Raw genomic sequence first — 18,003 nt, forward strand, 5'->3', positions numbered from 1 at the left:
TGCCGGATTTCACGCTGTTCTTAACCCGGACCATCACTCCCTGCCGCCAGCAGAGGCACAACCACATCGCTGATCGGGGTCGCAATACCTTGTGCTTTGCCGCGTCGTTGTACCACGCCATTGCGGATGTCCCACTCAAGCGGGCGATCAGCCTGACGATCGGCCAGAATCGAGGTGCCTAAATCTGCCGGGGCACGATGAAAGCCAGCCATGATGTCCTGCGGCACGTTGTCGCTCAGGTTGGCCCCTTCAGCACGCGCCACCGCCAGACATTCCCGTAAATAGGCCAGACCCAGCGCGGTGATATCTTCGCGCTGAAACATCCCTGCACGGCGATTGGCCAACACCATCAAACCCGCGACGGCGTTTTGCAACAGTTTGCGCCAGGCGATGGTGAGGAAATCTGCCTCCAATTCGACTGCACAGCGCGAGTCTTGCAGCGCTTGCACAATACGCTGTGCGGGCGCGACGTCGGGCACAGTCAGGCGTGGTTTCGCGCGTAACCACACCGATGCATCAGGCTCGCGCTGAGCCGGGAACCACACCACAGAAGGCAGTACCGTTGCGCCATTGACTAACGGTGACAACTGTTCAACTTGCTCCACGCCATTTTGCAGCGCGCACACCACCGTATTCTCATCGCATAATACCGCCAGCCAGGGGGCAATTTCCGCCACCTGCGTGGTTTTGACCGCCACAAACACCAAATCAAAGGGCCTGGCGATCGCTTCAGGATTGCTCAGCACCGGGCCAGGCACCACAACCTCACCGTCTTCGTGGCGCAACAGCAATTGTGTATGTGCCGTACGTCCGCACAGTGTTGGCGTGCGATGCATTTCATGCAGCGCGGCAGCCACAGTAGTGCCGATGGCGCCGGGTCCGACAAGGGCGATGGTTGGAAACTCAGACATGCAGCTATTCTCCTGTTTAGCCAGTGCTGCCCTCAAGGTCAGCGAAAACTCATTATTACAGCCTGGCATTGTGACCGAATGATGAGCGAACTATCGGCCAGATTAAAAATGACGCTGTGGAATAACCGATTCATGTTTGGCTGCCAGGGACAACTTACAGCAAGGCGATCTGCTGCTGTTGCAGCATGTGCTGCATCTCCGCGTCAGGTTCGCCGTCAACAATCAGTGTACTCGCCAGTGACAGATCGCCAATGGCGAACGCCGATGCTGAGTTGAGTTTCTCTTTAGAGACCATCACCACCGTTTCCGCTGCACGCGCTGCCAGGGCACGCTTTACACCCGCTTCTTCATAGTTACCGGTGGTTAACCCTGCTGTTTTGTGCACACCGGTGACACCCATAAAAAACAGGTCTGCATTGATGCGCGCAATGGCTTCGATCACCGCAGATCCCACGGCGACCACCGAGTGACGGTACAGTTGGCCGCCAATCAGAATCACCTCAACCAAAGGAAAATCAACCAGTGCGACGGCAATACTCGGACTGTGGGTCACCACGGTAAAGGCCAGTTCTTTGGGCAGCAGTTGCACCATTTCTGCTGTGGTCGTACCGCCATCGATGATCACCACCTGACCCGGTTGAATCAGTTGCACCGCTTTTTGCGCGATCAGGCGCTTAGAACTGATTTGCACGTTTTTGCGTGTTTCGAAAGGGGCAATAGCAGCAGAAACCGGCAGTGCACCTCCGTGCACGCGCTGCAGTAATCCCTCACTGGCTAACTCCCTTAAGTCGCGGCGAATCGAGTCCTCAGAGACGTTAAAGCGCTGGCTTAGCTCGCTGGACATCACTTGCTGCTCATCGGCAAGAATCGTCAATATCTGCTGTTTACGTTGACTGGAGAGCATAATTTTCTCGTTCATGTTTTTGCTTGTATGTGCACGATTATGCATGATAACGTCTGTTTTGTCAGCCATCGGGAGACCAAACATGCAGCATAAAGTGCGCAATATTCGTGAGCAGTTGTTATCCGACAACTGGTACACCTTAAAAAAATACACCTTCGATTTACAGCGTGCTGACGGCAGTTGGCAACAGCAAAGCCGTGAAGCTTACGATCGTGGCAATGGCGCGGTGATCCTACTTTATAACCGCCATAAACAGACAGTCGTCCTGACACGGCAGTTTCGCTTTCCCATCATTATCCATGGGCATGATGGCTTTTTGATCGAGGCCGCAGCCGGTTTGCTGGATAACGCCTCGCCGGAAACGCGCATCATTGCCGAGGCAGAAGAAGAAACAGGTTACACTGTCACAAATATTGAGAAGGTGATGGAGGCCTACATGAGCCCGGGGTCGGTGACGGAGAAGTTGTTTTTCTTTATCGCGGAATATCACGATGGCGACCGAAAGCATGCTGGCGGCGGCCTTGAGGAAGAGGGGGAAGATATCGAAGTGCTGGAGTGGCCTTTCGCACGCGCCATGGAGGCGATCCGCAACGGTGAAATCGAAGATGCCAAAACCATCATGTTGCTGCAACACCTGGCATTAAACATTCAATTTGAGGAGAAAGTGCAATGATGATTCTGATCGCAGGTCCGGTGCGCAGTGGCACTCACGGTGACCAGCAACTGATTGAGCAAAACATGCAGAATCTCGATCGCATGGCATTGCAGGTTTATCAAAAAGGCCATACCCCGGTAATAGGTGAATGGCTGGCGTTACCGCTCGCCACTGCGGCGGGTTCACAGCAAATCGGGGATGAAATCAGTGAAGAATTCCTTTATCCCGTTGCGCATCGTCTTATTCAGAGCTGTGATGCCATTTTACGCATGCCTGGCGCTTCAACGGGAGCGGACCAGGATGTGCAAGTCGGCAAGGCTTTGGGGTTGAGTATCTTCAGCAATATTAACGAGATTCCAGCGGTACAGGCATAAGCAGGAAACTTATCGACTGACACTGCTGTCTGTAACTCATCGGTGTACCTACTTTGGGTGATGAGCGATGACCTCGGTTCTGTTGATTGAAGATGACCTCAGGCTGGCGGGAATGATTCTGCCGTATCTGGCGCAGTATGAATTCAAGGTTGAACACAGTGCCAGCTCGCAGGACGCGCAGTTAAAAATGAAACAGCACCCTTTTGATGTGTTGCTGTTAGACCTGATGCTGGGTGATGCTGACGGTCTGGCGCTTTGCCGCGACATTCGCGGCCAGTATCTGCATGAACCCGCCATCATCATGGTGACAGGGCGAGGCGATCCCGCAGACAGAATTATCGGCCTGGAAGTCGGTGCAGATGATTACCTACCAAAACCTTTTGAGCCCCGTGAATTACTGGCGCGCATGCGTGCAGTGCTGCGACGTATCAAGCCGGGCAGCGGAGTGCGTGAAACAGGGTTGATTCGTTCTGGCTCGCTGGAGATTGATACTGCAGCGCGTACGGTGATGTTAAATCAGAATAGCTGCTCGCTAACCTCATTGCAGTTCGACCTGCTGGTTTCGTTAGCGCGGAATGCTGGCAGGGTTTTGAATCGGGAACAGATTTGGCAATCTGTCCGCGGCGAAAGCTATGAGAGTTTTGACCGTGCGATTGACGTGCACATTGGCCGCATCCGGCAAATGATTGAAGACGATCCCCGTGCGCCAAAACGAATTATCACCGTACGCGGTGTCGGCTACGTATTTTCGGCGTTGCCTGGTGCATGAAGCGTCTCAGTGATTTACCCATCCATTTGCAGATCTTTTCTGCCTTCAGCTGTGCGCTGTTGCTGGTGGTGGCATGCACCATTGCACTCTGGTTGTGGAGTGATGATAACAACCGTCATCTTGATGCCTTCGCGACCTTTTCCGAGTTAGTTGAGAAAAATTTACCCCCTGCAACCGCTTCTCCTGCGGCGCAATCTGCCGCCATTGACCAGTGGATTGCCCGCGCGCATACCCGCTTTGCACTGTTCGCCGCCGATGGCACACCATTGAGCCGCCCGCTGACGCCTCCTCTGGCGTTTCCCAAACGTGTCGACCATGGCGGATTGTTTGACGACTGGTACGGCATGCGATTTGTCTGGCAACTTAAAGATAAACGCGTGTTGGTCATTCAATTCAGTAGCGACCGACAAAAACGGCCGTGGGTGTTTATCCTGATGTTGATGATGCTCGCGGCCAGCGTTGCACTGATCTCTTTCCCCGTAATCCGGCGTTTAACGGCGCGCCTGGAATCACTTCAGCGCAGTGTTGAATTGTTGGGGAAAGGGGATCTTCGGACACGTATGCCTGTCGCAGGACGAGACGAAGTCGCGCAGTTAGCGGAGAGCTTTAACCGTTCAGCCACCCAAATCGAACAACTGGTGCAATCGCAGAAAACCATGTTGGCCAATGCTTCGCATGAACTCCGCTCGCCTTTGATGCGAATTCAGATGGCAGCAGCGCTGTTAGAGCAAAATGATTCAGCGCCAGGACGTGAATTACAACGCAGCGTGGCGGAATTGGATGCACTGGTAGAAGAAATTATGACGTTAAGTCGCCTGGAGTTATCGCCCAATGTGATCAACGGTGAGCTTAAACGTGTCGATGTGACCGCCATTGCTGCTGAAGAGTGCGCGCGTGTTCAGGTTGAATTGACCGCCGTACATATTGTTGCCGAAGTCGATGCGCGCTTGCTGCGCCGTCTCCTGCGCAATTTGATCGAAAACGCGCTGCATTACGCCGGACGTGATATTCGGGTCGAACTCAATGACGACGGTGAGGGGCACTTTATCCTACAAGTGAAAGACCGTGGGCCAGGTATTCCTGAAGCAGATCATGCGCAGGTGTTTGAGCCGTTCTTCCGGCTAAGCCGAAAGGGCAACGGCTCCGGGCTGGGCCTCGCCTTAGTCCGCTCCATCGCCGTATACCATGCGGGCAGTATTACGCTGAGGAATCGAGCCGGGGGCGGAGCCTGCTTTAAAGTGCGAATTCCGCTCGCTGTTACATAACTTTACCGGGGATAAAAACAGGATTTACAAGGGAGTGTTGCAATCAACGGGCTTAACTTACGCCCTCTTGCAACCAAAGGATGAATTTGATGCGCTTCACTCTGGCTCAACCTGTGACGCTGTTTTGCCTGCTCTCTTTAACGTCGATGTCCGCTGTAGCCGCAGACGATAGCCCTGAGTTTTCTGGCTACATAGGAGGCGGTGTTGGCGAGAAACCAAATTACTCGGGTGCCAAAGACACTAAAACCGAGTTCATCCCCGCGTTCAAACTGGCTTACGGCCCGCTCTTTGTCGGCGGGGTCGATGATCTGGTTGCCCTCGGCTGGGATGTCGTGAAAACCGAACACTGGACATTTGCGCTAGGCGCAGGGACAGACATCTCACCCCGTAAGGAATCCGATGATGACCACCTGCACGGGCTGGGTGATATTGATGTTACGCCGCGTGCCTTCACTTCAGCCACTTACGAAAACTCCTGGTTCAAAGGCAGCATCATTGCCACTCAGGATGTTGGCGGCAACCAACAGGGTTTTAAACTTGCCTCGTATGCCCATCTGCAGTGGCATCCCGTGGAAAATCTGCGGCTCTACACTGGCCCGACGTTGAGTTGGGCGGACAGTGATTATTTACAAACTCAATACGGTGTCACGGCAGCGCAGTCCGAGCGCAGCGGTCTGTCACGTTACACTGCGGATGCCGGAATTGAGAAGATTGGCTGGGATGTCGGCATGGATTATGTCGTGACGCCTTCCTGGCTGTTAGGCGCGCGCGTCACTGCACAACGACTGCAGGACGACGCAGCCGATAGTCCGGTCACTCAGCAAGCCAGCCAGTTAACCGGTGTTTTATTTCTGGCATGGCGGTTTTAACAAGAGTGATAGAATTATTGGTCAACAAAAAGTTGATCAATGATATCTGCAATGCTATTTTTCTACAAAATGTAGAATTAATGGTGCCCAGATGTCTTCAATTACAGACGAGCAATATGTTGCCGACATAATGCGCATGCTGGCTGGCGCGGTAAAGGTCATCGGCAGTGTGATCCAGCGTAATACCGAAGTCGTGCTGCACGATCTGCGTCAGCCTGAATATTCGATTGCTGAGATCGTCAATGCAGAAGTGACGAGACGTAAGCGGGGTGATTCGGTATTAGCCGGATTACGCACCGACAGGGCATTTATCAGCGCGATGGAGCGCAAAGATGAAGCCATTTCCTTATTACTGGATTACCCCACCTTTACCCGCGAGGGCAAGCCGCTTCGTAGCAGCACTGCTATTTATCGTGACCGATACGGTGTGCCTTTTGCTGCACTCTGCATCAACGTCGATAACGCAGATATTGAGCAGGCGCTGCGCGTGCTGCAATCCATGACTGCAATGTGTCAACCTGAGGTGCAGGCCTCAGAAGTCGAACCGGCAGCGGAAAGCCCGGACACCATCGAACATCTGATGAGCGAAATCATCAACACGACTTCTGCACTACATCACGGAAACAATCGCAATGACATCAAACGGGCCAATCTGCTCGCGGTGAAGCATATGCAGGAGAAGGGACTGTTTCTGATGAAAGGTGGAGTGGAAAAAGCCGCAGCGGCGCTCGGCGTCACGCGTTACACCATCTACAACTATCTGGATGAAATCAAAAATGAAAACAGCTGAGTTGCTAAGCATTAAAACGCCGTTGCTGGAATCTTTGCCACTCAGCCAACTCAATAAAACCCGCGTGTGGCTGAAGATGGAAGCGATGCAGCCTTCCGGTTCCTTCAAAATCCGCGGTATCGGGTTTGCCTGTCAGCAGCATGCTGCGCGCGGAGTAAAGCGATTTATCTCTTCATCGGGGGGAAACGCCGGTTTGGCGGTGGCCTATGCGAGCCGTCAACTCGGTGTACCTGCAGTGGTTGTGGTCCCGGAGTCGACGTCTCAACATGCGCTACATCTGCTGACACTGGAAGGGGCGGAGGTGATCGTTCACGGTAAAACCTGGGCGGAAGCTAATCACCTGGCGCAGTCGTTGGTAGCCGAACAGGACGCATTTATCCATCCTTTTGATCATGCGTTGTTGTGGCAGGGCATAGCAAACCTGATCGATGAAGTTGTAGAAGAAGGTGTGCGACCTGATGCTGTGGTGCTCTCAGTGGGCGGCGGCAGCCTTTTGTCAGGGGTTGATCAAGGGTTAACACGGCAAGGATTACATCATGTGCCGATTTACATCGCAGAAACCACGGGTATGGCGTCTTATCACGCTGCGCTGGCCGCGGGACATCCAATTGCCGTGAAACATCTCAGCGGCATTGCGACGTCATTAGGCGCACGCCAGGTCTGCCAGCGCGCCTTTGATGTCAGTAAAACCCGTGACGTGCTGGCCTCGCGCGTCAGTGACAGGGAAGCCGTTGATGCCTGCCTGGCTTTTCTTAATGACCATCGCACCCTGGTGGAACCGGCATGTGGTGCAGCGCTGGCACTGCTTTATGGACAAAAATTGCCGTTAGCGGGTGTAGAAAACCTGTTGGTTATCGTCTGCGGCGGTTCCACTACGACCTTGAACGTGCTGCAAGCATTTAAGTGATAATTGGAGTTGAGATGACGGAAAGAGTCTACTATTTCAGCGATCTGCTGGAGATGGATACGGAAGTGGTGCGGTGTGAAGCGCAGGAAGATGGCCGGTTTCGTGTGCAACTGGCGGCGACGCTGTTCCATCCGCAAGGCGGCGGGCAACCTGCTGACCAAGGCACGATAGGTGAGGCGAGGGTGTTACAACTCATTCAGGAAGAGGGTGAGTTATTGCATATTACCGACCGTGAAGTGGCGCTGGGTACCGTGCGCATCCACATTGATGCGGCACTGCGTGAGCTGCACACACGTTACCATTCGGCAGGACATCTGATTGCGTATGCCGGAGAGAAGTTTGGCTGGTTAGGCTACAAAGGTGATCATCGTCCCGGCAATGGACGTATTGTTTTTAAACCGCAGGGCGAACCGCAAAACGTTGATGAATCGGCGATCGCTGAAGGTGTCGATGCGCTGGTGGCGCAGGATCTCGCACGCGTGCTGCGGGATGACGCCGGACGCAGAATGGTCAGTTGGGGCGAATTGACGCCGTATGCCTGCGGTGGTACGCATGTGCCGCGCACCAGTGAAGTGGGTGAAATCGTGATTACCCGGGTTAAAGCGAAGAAGGGCGAACTCTCGGTGCTGTATGAAGTGCGGGATTGATGAGCAGGCGCATGAACGCCTGCACTGCGATACTTAAATTCATCTATTTTTAATTGTGCGAAAGCCTGATCGACATCGTTATAGGTTTGTGAGGTGGTATAGCTGCCAGACAGCTGCCAATAAAAAACCGGCGCGCCAGGCTCTTCGCTACTCTCCGCCACGCGATAGCGGGAGAATTTTATTTTCGCGGCTTCAGTCAGATCTTCATTGTCCTGATTTGATGAGAACTTCATTGCGCGGATCAGGTAATAAACGCCCTGAATCTGATGCAATTCAAAGCCAATAATTTTGTCAGACGAACCTGCCAGGCGGAAATCTGACCAGGTAAATCCGTCATCATCCGGGACCGGTAAAATATACGCGTTGCCGTTTTTATTGATGAACGCAGATAGGGTCTGGCTGGGATGTGAGGTGTTATTGTCAAAGGTGGCTGAGATCAGTATATCCGGGACGCCATCCTGATTAAGATCGATACTATTCGCCCCTGTCAGCAACTCGACTCGCGTAGCAGCCTGAGCGCCGAAAACGGTGCAAAATGACAGAATGATAAACGCATAAGTCTTTAACTTCACTGCACGATTTCCTTACCGGTTAAGACAATATCAGGGATTAACACCTCAATATTGAAAGACAGCATGGCATTGCTGCCTGATAGCCATCATGGCGTATTCAATTTTTTTTTGCTCTGCACGAGCGCTGAATTATGTGTGTTTTTGCCGGGATGCGAAAGGGTGAGAGGAGTAATTATATTCAGAGCGATGCACTGATGAAGTGCGTCATCCATTACGCACTTCGCTACAGGAAAACGGGCCTAACCTTGACGTCTTTCCTTAACTTTCAACTCAAACCTGCGCCATGCCACCATCCACGAATAGTTCGGTGGCATTAACAAAGCTGGAGGCATCGGATGCAAGAAACGCCACCACCTGACCAATTTCACCGGGTTCACCCAATCGACCCAATGGCACCTGGGCGGCTAACGCATCGAACAATCCCTGACGCTGATCTTCGGGCACTAAATCGCCCAAACCCGGCGTACGCACTGGGCCAGGGCTCACCACGTTGACACGAATTCCGCGATCTTTCACATCCAGCGCCCATGAACGGGCAAAGTTGCGCACGGCGGCTTTACTGGCGCTGTAAACACTGAATCCTGCTGTGCCCTGAATCGACGTGGTAGACGCGGTTAAAATGACCGAGGCTTTGTCGCTTAACAACGGCAGCGCCTTTTGCACGGTAAACAGCACACCACGCACGTTGGTGCCAAAGATACGGTCGAAGTGCTCTTCAGTAATCGCGCCCAGTGGCAACATATCGCCGCCGCCAGCATTGGCGAACAGAATATCGAGCCGACCCGCCTGGCGCGCAATCTGGGCATACACTGCATCCAGATCGCTCAACACGGATGCATCAGCGCGAATGCCGGTTGCCGGTGCACCGATTAGCGTGACAGCAGCATCCAGTTCTGGCTGGCGACGACCGGTGATAAACACGCGAGCGCCCTGTGCTGCCAGCGCCTGGGCAGAGGCTAAACCAATCCCGCTGGTGCCGCCGGTGACTAAGGCAATTTTACCGTTTAATGATGTGTTCATGAGTGTTCTCCCAAATGGATTTAAGTGTGTGATGACTGCGTTGCAGTGCATGGGAGGCAATGTAACCCTGCGTGATTTGGCGATAAATGGTGTAAAATCGAAATCACTATTCCTGTGTGTGGATAATCATCATGGATCAGCTGTTGGCGATAAAGGCGTTTGCACGCGTGGTGGAAGCGGGGAACTTCACCCGTGCGGCCGATTCACTGGATATGCCCAATGCGACGTTGAGTAAATTGGTGCAGGAGTTAGAAGGGCATCTGGGCGTGCGCCTGTTACAGCGCACCACGCGACGCGTCACCGTCACGCCTGAAGGACGAGATTATTACGACAAAGCGCTGCGTATCGTGCGTGACTTAGAAGATATCGACGGGGCTTTTAATGTGGTAAATGGAACGCCGCGCGGATATCTGCGTGTTGATATTGGGGGTTCAACGGCGCGTGAGGTACTCATCCCACTGCTACCGGATTTCGTTGCGCGATTTCCTGAGATTCGCCTCGATCTTGGCGTATCCGACCGGGCTGTGGATCTGATTAGCGACAATGTCGATTGCGTCATTCGTGGCGGCCCACTGGGTGATTCATCGCTGGTGGCGCGTCATCTTGGTGATGCTGAGATGATCACCTGCGCGGCACCCGCTTATCTCAAAACTTACGGCGTGCCAGCTTATCCGCAAGAGCTTAAAAATGGGCATCGCTGGATTAGCTATTTATCCCCGCAGAGCGGACGCGCCTTCCCGCTGCGCTTTCTGCAGGGTAATGAGAAACAGGAAATGAAAATCGAGCATCGCATTGGGATTAATGAGAGCAATGCTCATCTGGCGGCGGCGGTGGCAGGATTAGGTATCATCCAAACATTCCGATACGCAGCCGCCACAGATTTAGCGTCAGGTGCACTGGTGGAAATACTGAAGGATTGGCGGCCCGCCAGCTATCCGTTTCACGTGGTGTATCCGCAAAACCGCCATCTGACCCAGCGTTTACGGGTGTTTATCGAATGGTTGCGTGAAGTATTCCCTGCACGACTCAATGGATGACAAGCGTGAGGCGATCTGTTAACTTTTTGTTTCTGAACTCCCTATTTTGACTACAGGCCTGCGTAAATGACACTTTCAGCCGCACTTTCCCCGTCATACGAACATGGCCTGTATGCGATCTGCTGTCCTCCACCGCCTCCTGCACGCGTTGTGGTTCGCTAAGAACCGACATTCTTCACGCTTAAATTTACAACGTTTGTTTTAGGAGCATTTTGATGAGTTCTTCGTCTTTGACGTCGCAAGCGGCGACGTCGGGCTTCGTGCTGCTGTGGGGCAGTGCGGCCATCTTCTCACGCCTTGGTTTGGACAATGCCTCACCCATCGCGCTATTGATTGTGCGCTTCAGTGTGGCGCTAGCTGCATTATTGCTGGTAGGCCTATTTCGACGTCGCTGGTTACCCGATGCAGGCAGCCGAAAAACGGTGATGTTCACTGGACTCATGTTGATTGGTGCCTATTCGGTGTGTTACTTCCAGGCGATGGCCGAGGGTGTGACGCCCGGTTTGATTGCCACCATTATGGGCATACAACCGATCCTGACCCTCTGTATTGTGGAACGGCGCATGCAGGGCATGCGATTACTGGGACTCATGATAGCCTTAGCGGGATTGGTTCTACTGGTATGGCGCAGTCTGGCAGCATCACAATTGCCGTTGAGTGGCATTGTCTTCGCGTTGGGTGCACTGCTGTGTATGACATTTGGTGCCATCATGCAGAAAAAAGTGTCGCAGCATCCCGCACAGGTACTGCCGTTACAATACGCGGTGAGCCTTGCGCTGTGCGCGTTGTTACTGCCGATCAAAGCTTTCCATATCGACTTTACGTTGCACTTCTGGATCTCCGTGCTGTTTCTCGGCGTGATGATCTCAGTGGTGGCGCAGCTGCTGCTTTACCGGCTGCTGAGTGCGGGAAGCATCGTTAACGTGACCAGTTTGTTTTATTTGATCCCGATCATTACGGCGGTGCTGGATTACCTGCTGTTAGGTAATGCGTTGCCGTGGTCGGGGATGGTGGGAATGTTGGCTATTCTGCTTGGCATCATGCTGGTATTCCGCGCGCCGCGCCTGAAAACTTCGGGCTAAGATCGAGTAGGGCGCATCAATCTTGATGCGCCCTTCATCGGGGTTAAACCGTGCCGGTGCCCCCATCAGAACACCAAACCTGTCCCGACGTGAAGCTATTCGTCGTTTCCGCAAACGTCACGTAGAGCGGCGCAATTTCAGCGGGCTGACCAGGGCGACCCAGTGGCGCAGAAGCGCCAAATTGCTCCACTTTCTCCTGCGGTTGGCCGCCACATACCTGAAGCGCAGTCCAGTAAGGGCCGGGCGCCACGGCGTTCACGCGGATTTGGTTTTTACCCAGTTGCTTTGCCAGGGCTTTAGTAAAGGCCGCAATGGACGCTTTGGTCTGAGCGTAATCCAGCAGGATCGCGCTGGGATCGTATGCCTGTACTGACGAGGTGTTAATAATCGATGAACCTGCAGGTAAATACGCCAGCGCCGCTTTGGTTATCCAAAACATGGCATAAACGTTAGTCTTAAACGTCGCATCAAAATCTTCCGTTGAAAGGGTGCGAATCGATTCATTGAACTGCTGGCGACCGGCATTGTTGACCAAAATATCCAGACCGTCCAGTTTCGTCGCCGCTTCCTTCACCAGTTGCTGGCAAAAGGATTCGGAACGGATATCACCCGGAATGGCAATCGCCTTGCGACCTTCCGCTTCAATCAGTTTGATCACCTCCGCCGCGTCCTGTTCTTCGTCGGGCAGATAATTTATCGCCACGTCGGCACCTTCACGCGCATAAGCAATGGCCACCGCACGGCCAATCCCAGAATCGCCGCCGGTGATCAGCGCTTTACGACCGGTTAAACGACCGGTGCCACGATAGCTGGTTTCACCATGATCCGGTCGCGGTTCCATTTTGGCGGCCAGCCCAGGAAAATCCTGCAATTGTTTTTTAAAAGGAGGGGTTGGATATTGATGGGTAAGCAACGTTTTGTTAGTAAATGAACTCATCGTAATCTCCATGTTCTTCGCTAAAGATAAAATAAGCCTGGCATAAATGTGATATATGTCACGTCAAAAAATGACCAATTGAAACTTCGTGGGTTAAGCGAAGCGTTATTATTGCTATAGCGATATGAGTAAAAGGAGTATTTGCAAAGGGGAGCGAAGACCAGAATAAGCGCAAGACGTCAATCATATATCGCCGTTGCACTTATTCTTTTGCCAGTGGAACATCCCGGCATCCTTGTCGGTGGGGCGACTAGCACACCCGATGCGGATTAAGATCCTTTGTTACTGCTTTTACCGCCTTTTTTACCGGCTTCGGAAGCTTTCTCGGGGTTGTCTTTAAAATTCCCGCCGCTACTGCTTTGTCCACCTTTTTTACCCGCGTCAGACGCTTTTTGTTTGTCATCTGCGAAGTTTCCTGAACCGCCTCTATGCTCGGCCATAAAATGCCCTCATTCATGCATTGCGATTACATAATCGTGGGTAACATCACACGTTATGTCCAGACTGCAAAATTAAGGTTAGTGCCACTGGGGATATTAACAAGCGCGGCGGCAGCGTATTTTAATTTTGAATCGACAGATGCGATTTTTATTTTCTTAAGCAGATGAATTGCGAGGTTTAAAATTATATATAAATAATCGAAGCGCAATTAGCGCTTCGATTATCAGTAAGAGCGTTTATTGCGCAGGCATCCGGGCGAAATAGGTTCCGCTGTAAGGAATAGGCAGGAAATCATGGAAGATTTGCTTCAAGGTTTGCTCGGGTTCGATATCTGCGAACAGCTGCGGATAGAGCGTTTTTGCCATAAATTCCGTTGCCGCGATGTGCCAGGGGCTGAGGTAAAAATTCATCCAGATGACCGCGGAGTGGCCGTTGCGCAGTGCGGCTAACTCGCGCAAACCGTTTTGCTGTGCAGTCAGTCGGGCAAAGCTATTTTGCACCGCAGGCAGCGACACTTCTGGCCCCAGCTTGAGCAATCCCTGCGCCTCGTTATCGCCAAATCCAGTGGCAAAGTAGTCATCCGGCTGTGCCGCGATCACCATTTCTTCACTTAAGCGACCAAACACCCCGTGCTGCGTTTTAGCCGCGATATTGTCACCGCCCGCGGCGTTTAACAGTTCGCCAAGGCTGCCGTTGACGGCGGTGACACAACATTCATTGCGGCGGCCGAGGTGCAACTGCAACAATACCGAAGGCTTCGCGCCGTGATAACTGGCCAGCCGGTCTCGAATCACCTGCATATGTGCGTCATAAAAGCGGTTAAAGGCCTGCGCGCGTGCTTGCTGATTCAGCACCTCGCCAAAAATCTCAACGCTGCGACGGGTATTCTTCAGAAGATGCACGCGCAGATCGATTTTCACCACCGGAATATGGGCGGCTTTCAGCATGCTCACCAGGCGCAGATCGGCATCATCGTAGCGCGCCAGACTCGGCAGGATCACCACATCCGGTTTGAGCGCCAGGATCTGCTCAGGATTGATGGCATTCGGGCCGCCTGAACCGAGGGAAGGGATGTTTAACATTTGCGGGAACTGGCGTGCAAAGCTGTTCCACGTCTGGCTATCGTACTTTTTCAAATCCTGAGGCCAGGCAACGATATGCTGAAAAGGATTGCCCGGCTCCAGCAGCGCCAGCGTATAAAGCATGCGGCTTTCACCCAAGACAATGCGCTGCGGATGGTCAGGGATATCCACCTGGTTTCCGTCAATATCCGTGACGGTTTTTGCCAGAACGGCGCTGCTGAGTACCAGTAAGAAGCAGGCCAGAACAATCAGCATTGGCCCCCAAAGGGAAGGGGCGCGACGGGTGCCCGCTTTAACAACAGAATCAGAACTCAACGCTGGCCTCGACCATCAGGTTACGGGTTTCCCCTTCACGCACGCGCAGATTGCCGCCGCTGGAGGTGTAATAGTGTTTATTGAACAGGTTGTTCAGATTCAGCTTAAGCTGTGTCTTTTCACCAAACAGCCGATTGTTCCAGGCGATAAAACTATCCGCCACCACGTAATCCGGCATCGTGAAGCTGTTTTCAGGATCGCCGGCTCGCGAGCCGACATAGCGCGCACCGCCACCGACGCGGAAATCACCGGGAATGCCGTTAATACTGAGATTATGGCTGAGATAGAGTGCGCCCGAATGACGCGGTGCATTTTGCAGTCGATTGCCATTGTTAGCAGAATTTACGCCATCATCGACGATTTCAGCCTTATCGTAACTGTAGTTAGCGCTGAGATCCCAGCCCGGCAGCACTTCGCCGTTCAGCTCAAACTCTGCGCCGCTGGAACGCGCTTTATCAATCGCACGCGTTGTACCATTAATGCTGAGTGACATGTCACGCTCATCTATGCGGTAAAGCGCGACGCTGGCAAACAGCTTGGGCGATATCTGCCATTTACTGCCGACTTCCCAGGTCGTGCCCTGTTCCGGTTGACCGACATTGCCGTCATCGTCCACATCGGTGGAGGGGGTAAAGGATTTGCTGACGCTGGTGTAAAGCGAGACATCAGGGGTGATTTTATAAATCAGGCCCGCCTGTGGCAGGAATTTATTGCCTTCGCTGTTCAGTGTTTCCACCACCGGATCAAAGCCTTTAGACGCGCGCTGCTCGTAATGCTGATAGCGACCGCCAAGCACGGCAATCCACTGTTCCGTCAGTGAAATACTGTCTTTAGCGTAAACCGAACGGCTATGAATACGGTTCAGGTTATTGGCGTTGGCGGTGTTTTCCGTGGTGCTATTGGTGACCGGCGACAGGATGTCGTATTGCGGATAGGTAAAGTTAAACCCGGTATTTGATTTTCCCTGATACTGATGCGCGCGGTAAGTCTGGTTCATTTCATAGTCAGTCCCGATCACCACATCGTGCGTCATACCCAACAGCTGTTGCGAACCGAGCAGATCCCATGAAACGTATTTAGTTTTGTGGTTAAAGCCGCGGTTAGCATCTGCCCGACGCGTGACGACACCGGTGGTGGGATTGATGGCGGTGACGCGCACTTCGTTGTTGTCGTATTGGCGCTGATTCCAGCCAAAAGTGACGCGCGTGCTCCAGTCATCATTGAACTGCCAGTCATAATGCGCATTGAGGGTTTTGTTGTGGCCCCAGGCGTGGTTGGCCTTGTCGTCGAGACGATCCTTGTAGCCTATATCCAGCGGCTTACCATTGATAAAGGCGGTGCCGCGATCGTACGGAATATCGTATTGATAGTCTTCGTAGCTCACAAGGAAGCTGGCTTTTTCGCCGTACCACTGTAACGAAGGCGCAATCAGCGTGTGCTTTTCGCTGCCAAAATTGCGCCAGTAATCCTGATTCTGCTTTTCGGCAATCAGTCGAAAGGCAAAGCCGTTGCCCAGCGGGCCGGTGACATCGACGGTTCCCGCGCCGCCACCTTCGCTGGAGGCACGGCCACTGACTTTGGTGTGCCAGTCATATTGCGGTTTTTTGCTGATCACGTTAATCACCCCGCCCGGATTCTGGATACCGTAAAGCAGGGAAGCCGAGCCTTTCAGCACTTCGACACGTTCGGTGGTGGCATCAAAATTTAATCCCTGGCTGCTGCGAATGCCGTCACGATAGATCGAACCATCGGAGTTGCTGCCAAATCCACGACGCACAAAACCATCTTCGGTGCCTGCCAGGGTATTGCCCTCCGTGACCCCACTGACAAAGCGCATCGCATCAGCGAGACTGGCAGCCTGATAGTCTTCAAGCTGTTGCTGAGTCACCACGCTCACCGATTGCGCTTCATTCAGACGCGGCGTGGCGGTTTTGCTGGCAACGGAGCTGCTGGTGGCGTTGTAGCCTTGTGGACTACTTTCCTGCGCCGAAACCGTGAGGGTATTGTTGCTTTCCGCTGCCAGACTGCCTGCTGCAGTGAAAACGCTGACACCGTATATTGCGGCAATAATGGCCGGATGACATGTGGTTTTAAAAGCGAAAGTTTTGTTGTTATTCATTTAAATAAACCTGGTGTTGGTGCGGAATTAATCTCGTCCATGAAACGAAGCTAGGATTAAATTTTTCCAGCAGAGAAAAGTGCATGAAATAAGCATTCTCTGTGGATCATGCGACCTAAACTGAGATGGCGTGATGTTATTGAGAATCATTCAAACATGAAAGGATGTAGTAGTAAATGGAAATAATGACGTAGATACTACAGCATGATTGCAGCTCATGATCGTCATTTTTGCCTGAAGCTTCGATGTAATAAATGCATTAAAAACAACAACATGAACTGAAATGTTGCTTTGGTGTTACGACCCAGCCTAAAGGCGCGTTAACTATCAGAGGGCTGGATTAAACAGGAAATCTCACTACAATGCAGTGCCTAAATGGGGGACGAAATCACGCCCTGATGACAAACAGGTAAAATGATGGCCGTAAATAAAATTAAAAATCGGGTTGATGTATTAGGTGAACGCTATCGCGCACGCGCCCCGTCATTATCGTCCAGCCTTCAATCCGTCGCGCGATATATCCACGATAATCGTGAGGCAATATTAGATGCCACCGCAATGGAAATAGCGGATGCGACTTACACTTCAGATGCCACCGTGGTGCGTGCCGTTCAGGCATTGGGATTTGCCGGTTTGCGTGATTTGAAAACCACGCTGAAAGCCTGGTTTGGCCCGGCGATGAATTCAGAAGAGAAGATGAGCGCCACCGTCAGCGAGCTGTCGTGTGACATCAATTCGGGCATCGATTTCGTGTTGGGCGGCCATAAACGCGCCTGCGATGCCCTCTCGGAACCCCACAACCGGCAAGCGGTCGCGCAGGCTGTCGCGATGCTGATCGACGCGCGACAGGTTGCGCTGTTTGGCATTAATGCTTCAGGAATTCTGGCGGATTACAGCGCCCGTTTGTTCACGCGTATTGGCATTCCTGCCGTCACGCTCAATCGTTCGGGCATCGCCCTCGCCGAACAGTTGATCACCTTACAGCGTGGTGATGTGCTGATCATGATGGCGCAGAAATCTGCTCATAAAGAAGGGCTGACCACCCTGAAAGAGGCGAAGCGACTGGGGATGCCGGTGATTTTGCTGACCAATGCCCTAGATTCTGCCTTTGCCAAAGAAGCGGATGTGATTATCAATGTGCCGCGCGGTGGGGAGAATGGTCGTATGCCATTGCATGGCACCGTGCTGGTGTGTCTGGAGATGTTGATTTTGTCGGTGGCTTCAGCGACGTCATCGCGCACGGTAAAAACCATGAAACGCATTCAGGATCTCAATCGTTCACTGAAGCCCACCGGCAAAAAATAGCG

The 18,003-nt window shown here is 52.7% G+C and carries 18 protein-coding genes; 11 read left to right on the forward strand and 7 right to left on the reverse strand.

All coding sequences use genetic code 11. From position 1 onward, the window contains the following. Window positions 1-20: 20 nt before the first annotated feature. Window positions 21-911 (reverse strand): oxidoreductase, encoded by an 891-nt coding sequence (locus VH86_RS09030; protein ID WP_045832688.1) that lies wholly within the window; start codon window positions 909-911, stop codon window positions 21-23. 154 nt (window positions 912-1,065) lie between these two features. Then, complete coding sequence (locus VH86_RS09035) at window positions 1,066-1,815, reverse strand: DeoR/GlpR family DNA-binding transcription regulator (RefSeq protein WP_045814648.1); 750 nt, start codon at window positions 1,813-1,815, stop codon at window positions 1,066-1,068. Window positions 1,816-1,897: 82 nt separating this feature from the next. On the opposite strand from VH86_RS09035, the gene VH86_RS09040 reads away from it, so the two are divergent. The 8 genes from VH86_RS09040 to VH86_RS09075 all read left to right on the forward strand — a co-directional run bounded on the left by VH86_RS09040 (window position 1,898) and on the right by VH86_RS09075 (window position 8,091). Further along, window positions 1,898-2,488, forward strand: a complete 591-nt coding sequence (locus VH86_RS09040; RefSeq protein WP_045832689.1) for an NUDIX domain-containing protein — start codon at window positions 1,898-1,900, stop codon at window positions 2,486-2,488. Beyond that, window positions 2,485-2,844 carry an NUDIX hydrolase gene (locus VH86_RS09045; RefSeq protein ID WP_045832690.1) on the forward strand — a complete coding sequence of 120 codons (360 nt, stop codon included), beginning with the start codon at window positions 2,485-2,487 and terminating at the stop codon, window positions 2,842-2,844. The genes VH86_RS09040 and VH86_RS09045 overlap by 4 nt, the downstream gene beginning before the upstream one ends. Window positions 2,845-2,911: 67 nt before the next feature. Then, the gene (locus tag VH86_RS09050; RefSeq protein ID WP_197080205.1) at window positions 2,912-3,613 is read left to right on the forward strand and encodes a winged helix-turn-helix domain-containing protein; all 702 of its coding nucleotides are present in this window, start codon (window positions 2,912-2,914) and stop codon (window positions 3,611-3,613) included. Next, entirely contained in the window at window positions 3,610-4,878 is a 1,269-nt protein-coding gene (locus tag VH86_RS09055; RefSeq protein ID WP_052696592.1) for a HAMP domain-containing sensor histidine kinase, read from the forward strand. The genes VH86_RS09050 and VH86_RS09055 overlap by 4 nt, the downstream gene beginning before the upstream one ends. A gap of 89 nt (window positions 4,879-4,967) precedes the next feature. Beyond that, window positions 4,968-5,747 (forward strand): MipA/OmpV family protein, encoded by a 780-nt coding sequence (locus VH86_RS09060; RefSeq protein ID WP_045832691.1) that lies wholly within the window; start codon window positions 4,968-4,970, stop codon window positions 5,745-5,747. A gap of 91 nt (window positions 5,748-5,838) precedes the next feature. Then, window positions 5,839-6,537: a transcriptional regulator gene (locus VH86_RS09065; RefSeq protein WP_045832692.1), complete on the forward strand. Its 699-nt coding sequence runs from the start codon at window positions 5,839-5,841 to the stop codon at window positions 6,535-6,537. After that, window positions 6,524-7,444 (forward strand): pyridoxal-phosphate dependent enzyme, encoded by a 921-nt coding sequence (locus VH86_RS09070; protein WP_197080206.1) that lies wholly within the window; start codon window positions 6,524-6,526, stop codon window positions 7,442-7,444. Before VH86_RS09065 ends, VH86_RS09070 begins: the two co-directional genes overlap by 14 nt. Window positions 7,445-7,458: 14 nt before the next feature. Continuing rightward, window positions 7,459-8,091 (forward strand): serine-tRNA(Ala) deacylase AlaX, encoded by a 633-nt coding sequence (locus tag VH86_RS09075; protein WP_045832693.1) that lies wholly within the window; start codon window positions 7,459-7,461, stop codon window positions 8,089-8,091. A gap of 842 nt (window positions 8,092-8,933) precedes the next feature. Here the strand turns inward: VH86_RS09075 and VH86_RS09080 are convergent. Further along, window positions 8,934-9,683, reverse strand: a complete 750-nt coding sequence (locus tag VH86_RS09080; RefSeq protein ID WP_045832694.1) for an SDR family oxidoreductase — start codon at window positions 9,681-9,683, stop codon at window positions 8,934-8,936. Between the two features lie 131 nt (window positions 9,684-9,814). Here VH86_RS09080 and VH86_RS09085 point away from each other — a divergent pair, with 131 nt between their 5' ends. Together VH86_RS09085 and VH86_RS09090 are read left to right on the forward strand one after the other, a co-directional pair. Then, a complete protein-coding gene (locus VH86_RS09085; protein WP_045832695.1) occupies window positions 9,815-10,720 on the forward strand; it encodes a LysR family transcriptional regulator in 906 nt (301 codons plus the stop codon). A 215-nt stretch (window positions 10,721-10,935) separates the two neighbouring features. Further along, the gene (locus tag VH86_RS09090) at window positions 10,936-11,802 is read left to right on the forward strand and encodes a DMT family transporter (RefSeq protein WP_369800320.1); all 867 of its coding nucleotides are present in this window, start codon (window positions 10,936-10,938) and stop codon (window positions 11,800-11,802) included. 43 nt (window positions 11,803-11,845) lie between these two features. Here VH86_RS09090 and VH86_RS09095 read toward each other — a convergent pair whose 3' ends face one another. The 4 genes from VH86_RS09095 to VH86_RS09105 all read right to left on the reverse strand — a co-directional run bounded on the left by VH86_RS09095 (window position 11,846) and on the right by VH86_RS09105 (window position 16,696). Continuing rightward, a complete protein-coding gene (locus VH86_RS09095) occupies window positions 11,846-12,739 on the reverse strand; it encodes an SDR family oxidoreductase (RefSeq protein WP_045832697.1) in 894 nt (297 codons plus the stop codon). A 269-nt stretch (window positions 12,740-13,008) separates the two neighbouring features. Continuing rightward, window positions 13,009-13,179: a general stress protein gene (locus VH86_RS25055; protein WP_072050596.1), complete on the reverse strand. Its 171-nt coding sequence runs from the start codon at window positions 13,177-13,179 to the stop codon at window positions 13,009-13,011. Window positions 13,180-13,416: 237 nt separating this feature from the next. Continuing rightward, entirely contained in the window at window positions 13,417-14,517 is a 1,101-nt protein-coding gene (locus tag VH86_RS09100) for an ABC transporter substrate-binding protein (RefSeq protein WP_045832698.1), read from the reverse strand. A gap of 49 nt (window positions 14,518-14,566) precedes the next feature. Next, on the reverse strand, window positions 14,567-16,696 hold the full coding sequence (locus tag VH86_RS09105; protein ID WP_045832699.1) for a TonB-dependent siderophore receptor: 2,130 nt from the start codon (window positions 16,694-16,696) through the stop codon (window positions 14,567-14,569). A gap of 417 nt (window positions 16,697-17,113) precedes the next feature. Between VH86_RS09105 and VH86_RS09110 the strand changes: the two genes are divergently transcribed. Beyond that, window positions 17,114-18,001, forward strand: coding sequence for a MurR/RpiR family transcriptional regulator (locus VH86_RS09110; protein ID WP_156150577.1), 888 nt, complete (start codon window positions 17,114-17,116; stop codon window positions 17,999-18,001). Window positions 18,002-18,003 lie beyond the last annotated feature (2 nt).

This window comes from Pantoea sp. BL1 (assembly GCF_000963985.1).
GTDB lineage: Bacteria > Pseudomonadota > Gammaproteobacteria > Enterobacterales > Enterobacteriaceae > Pantoea > Pantoea rwandensis_B.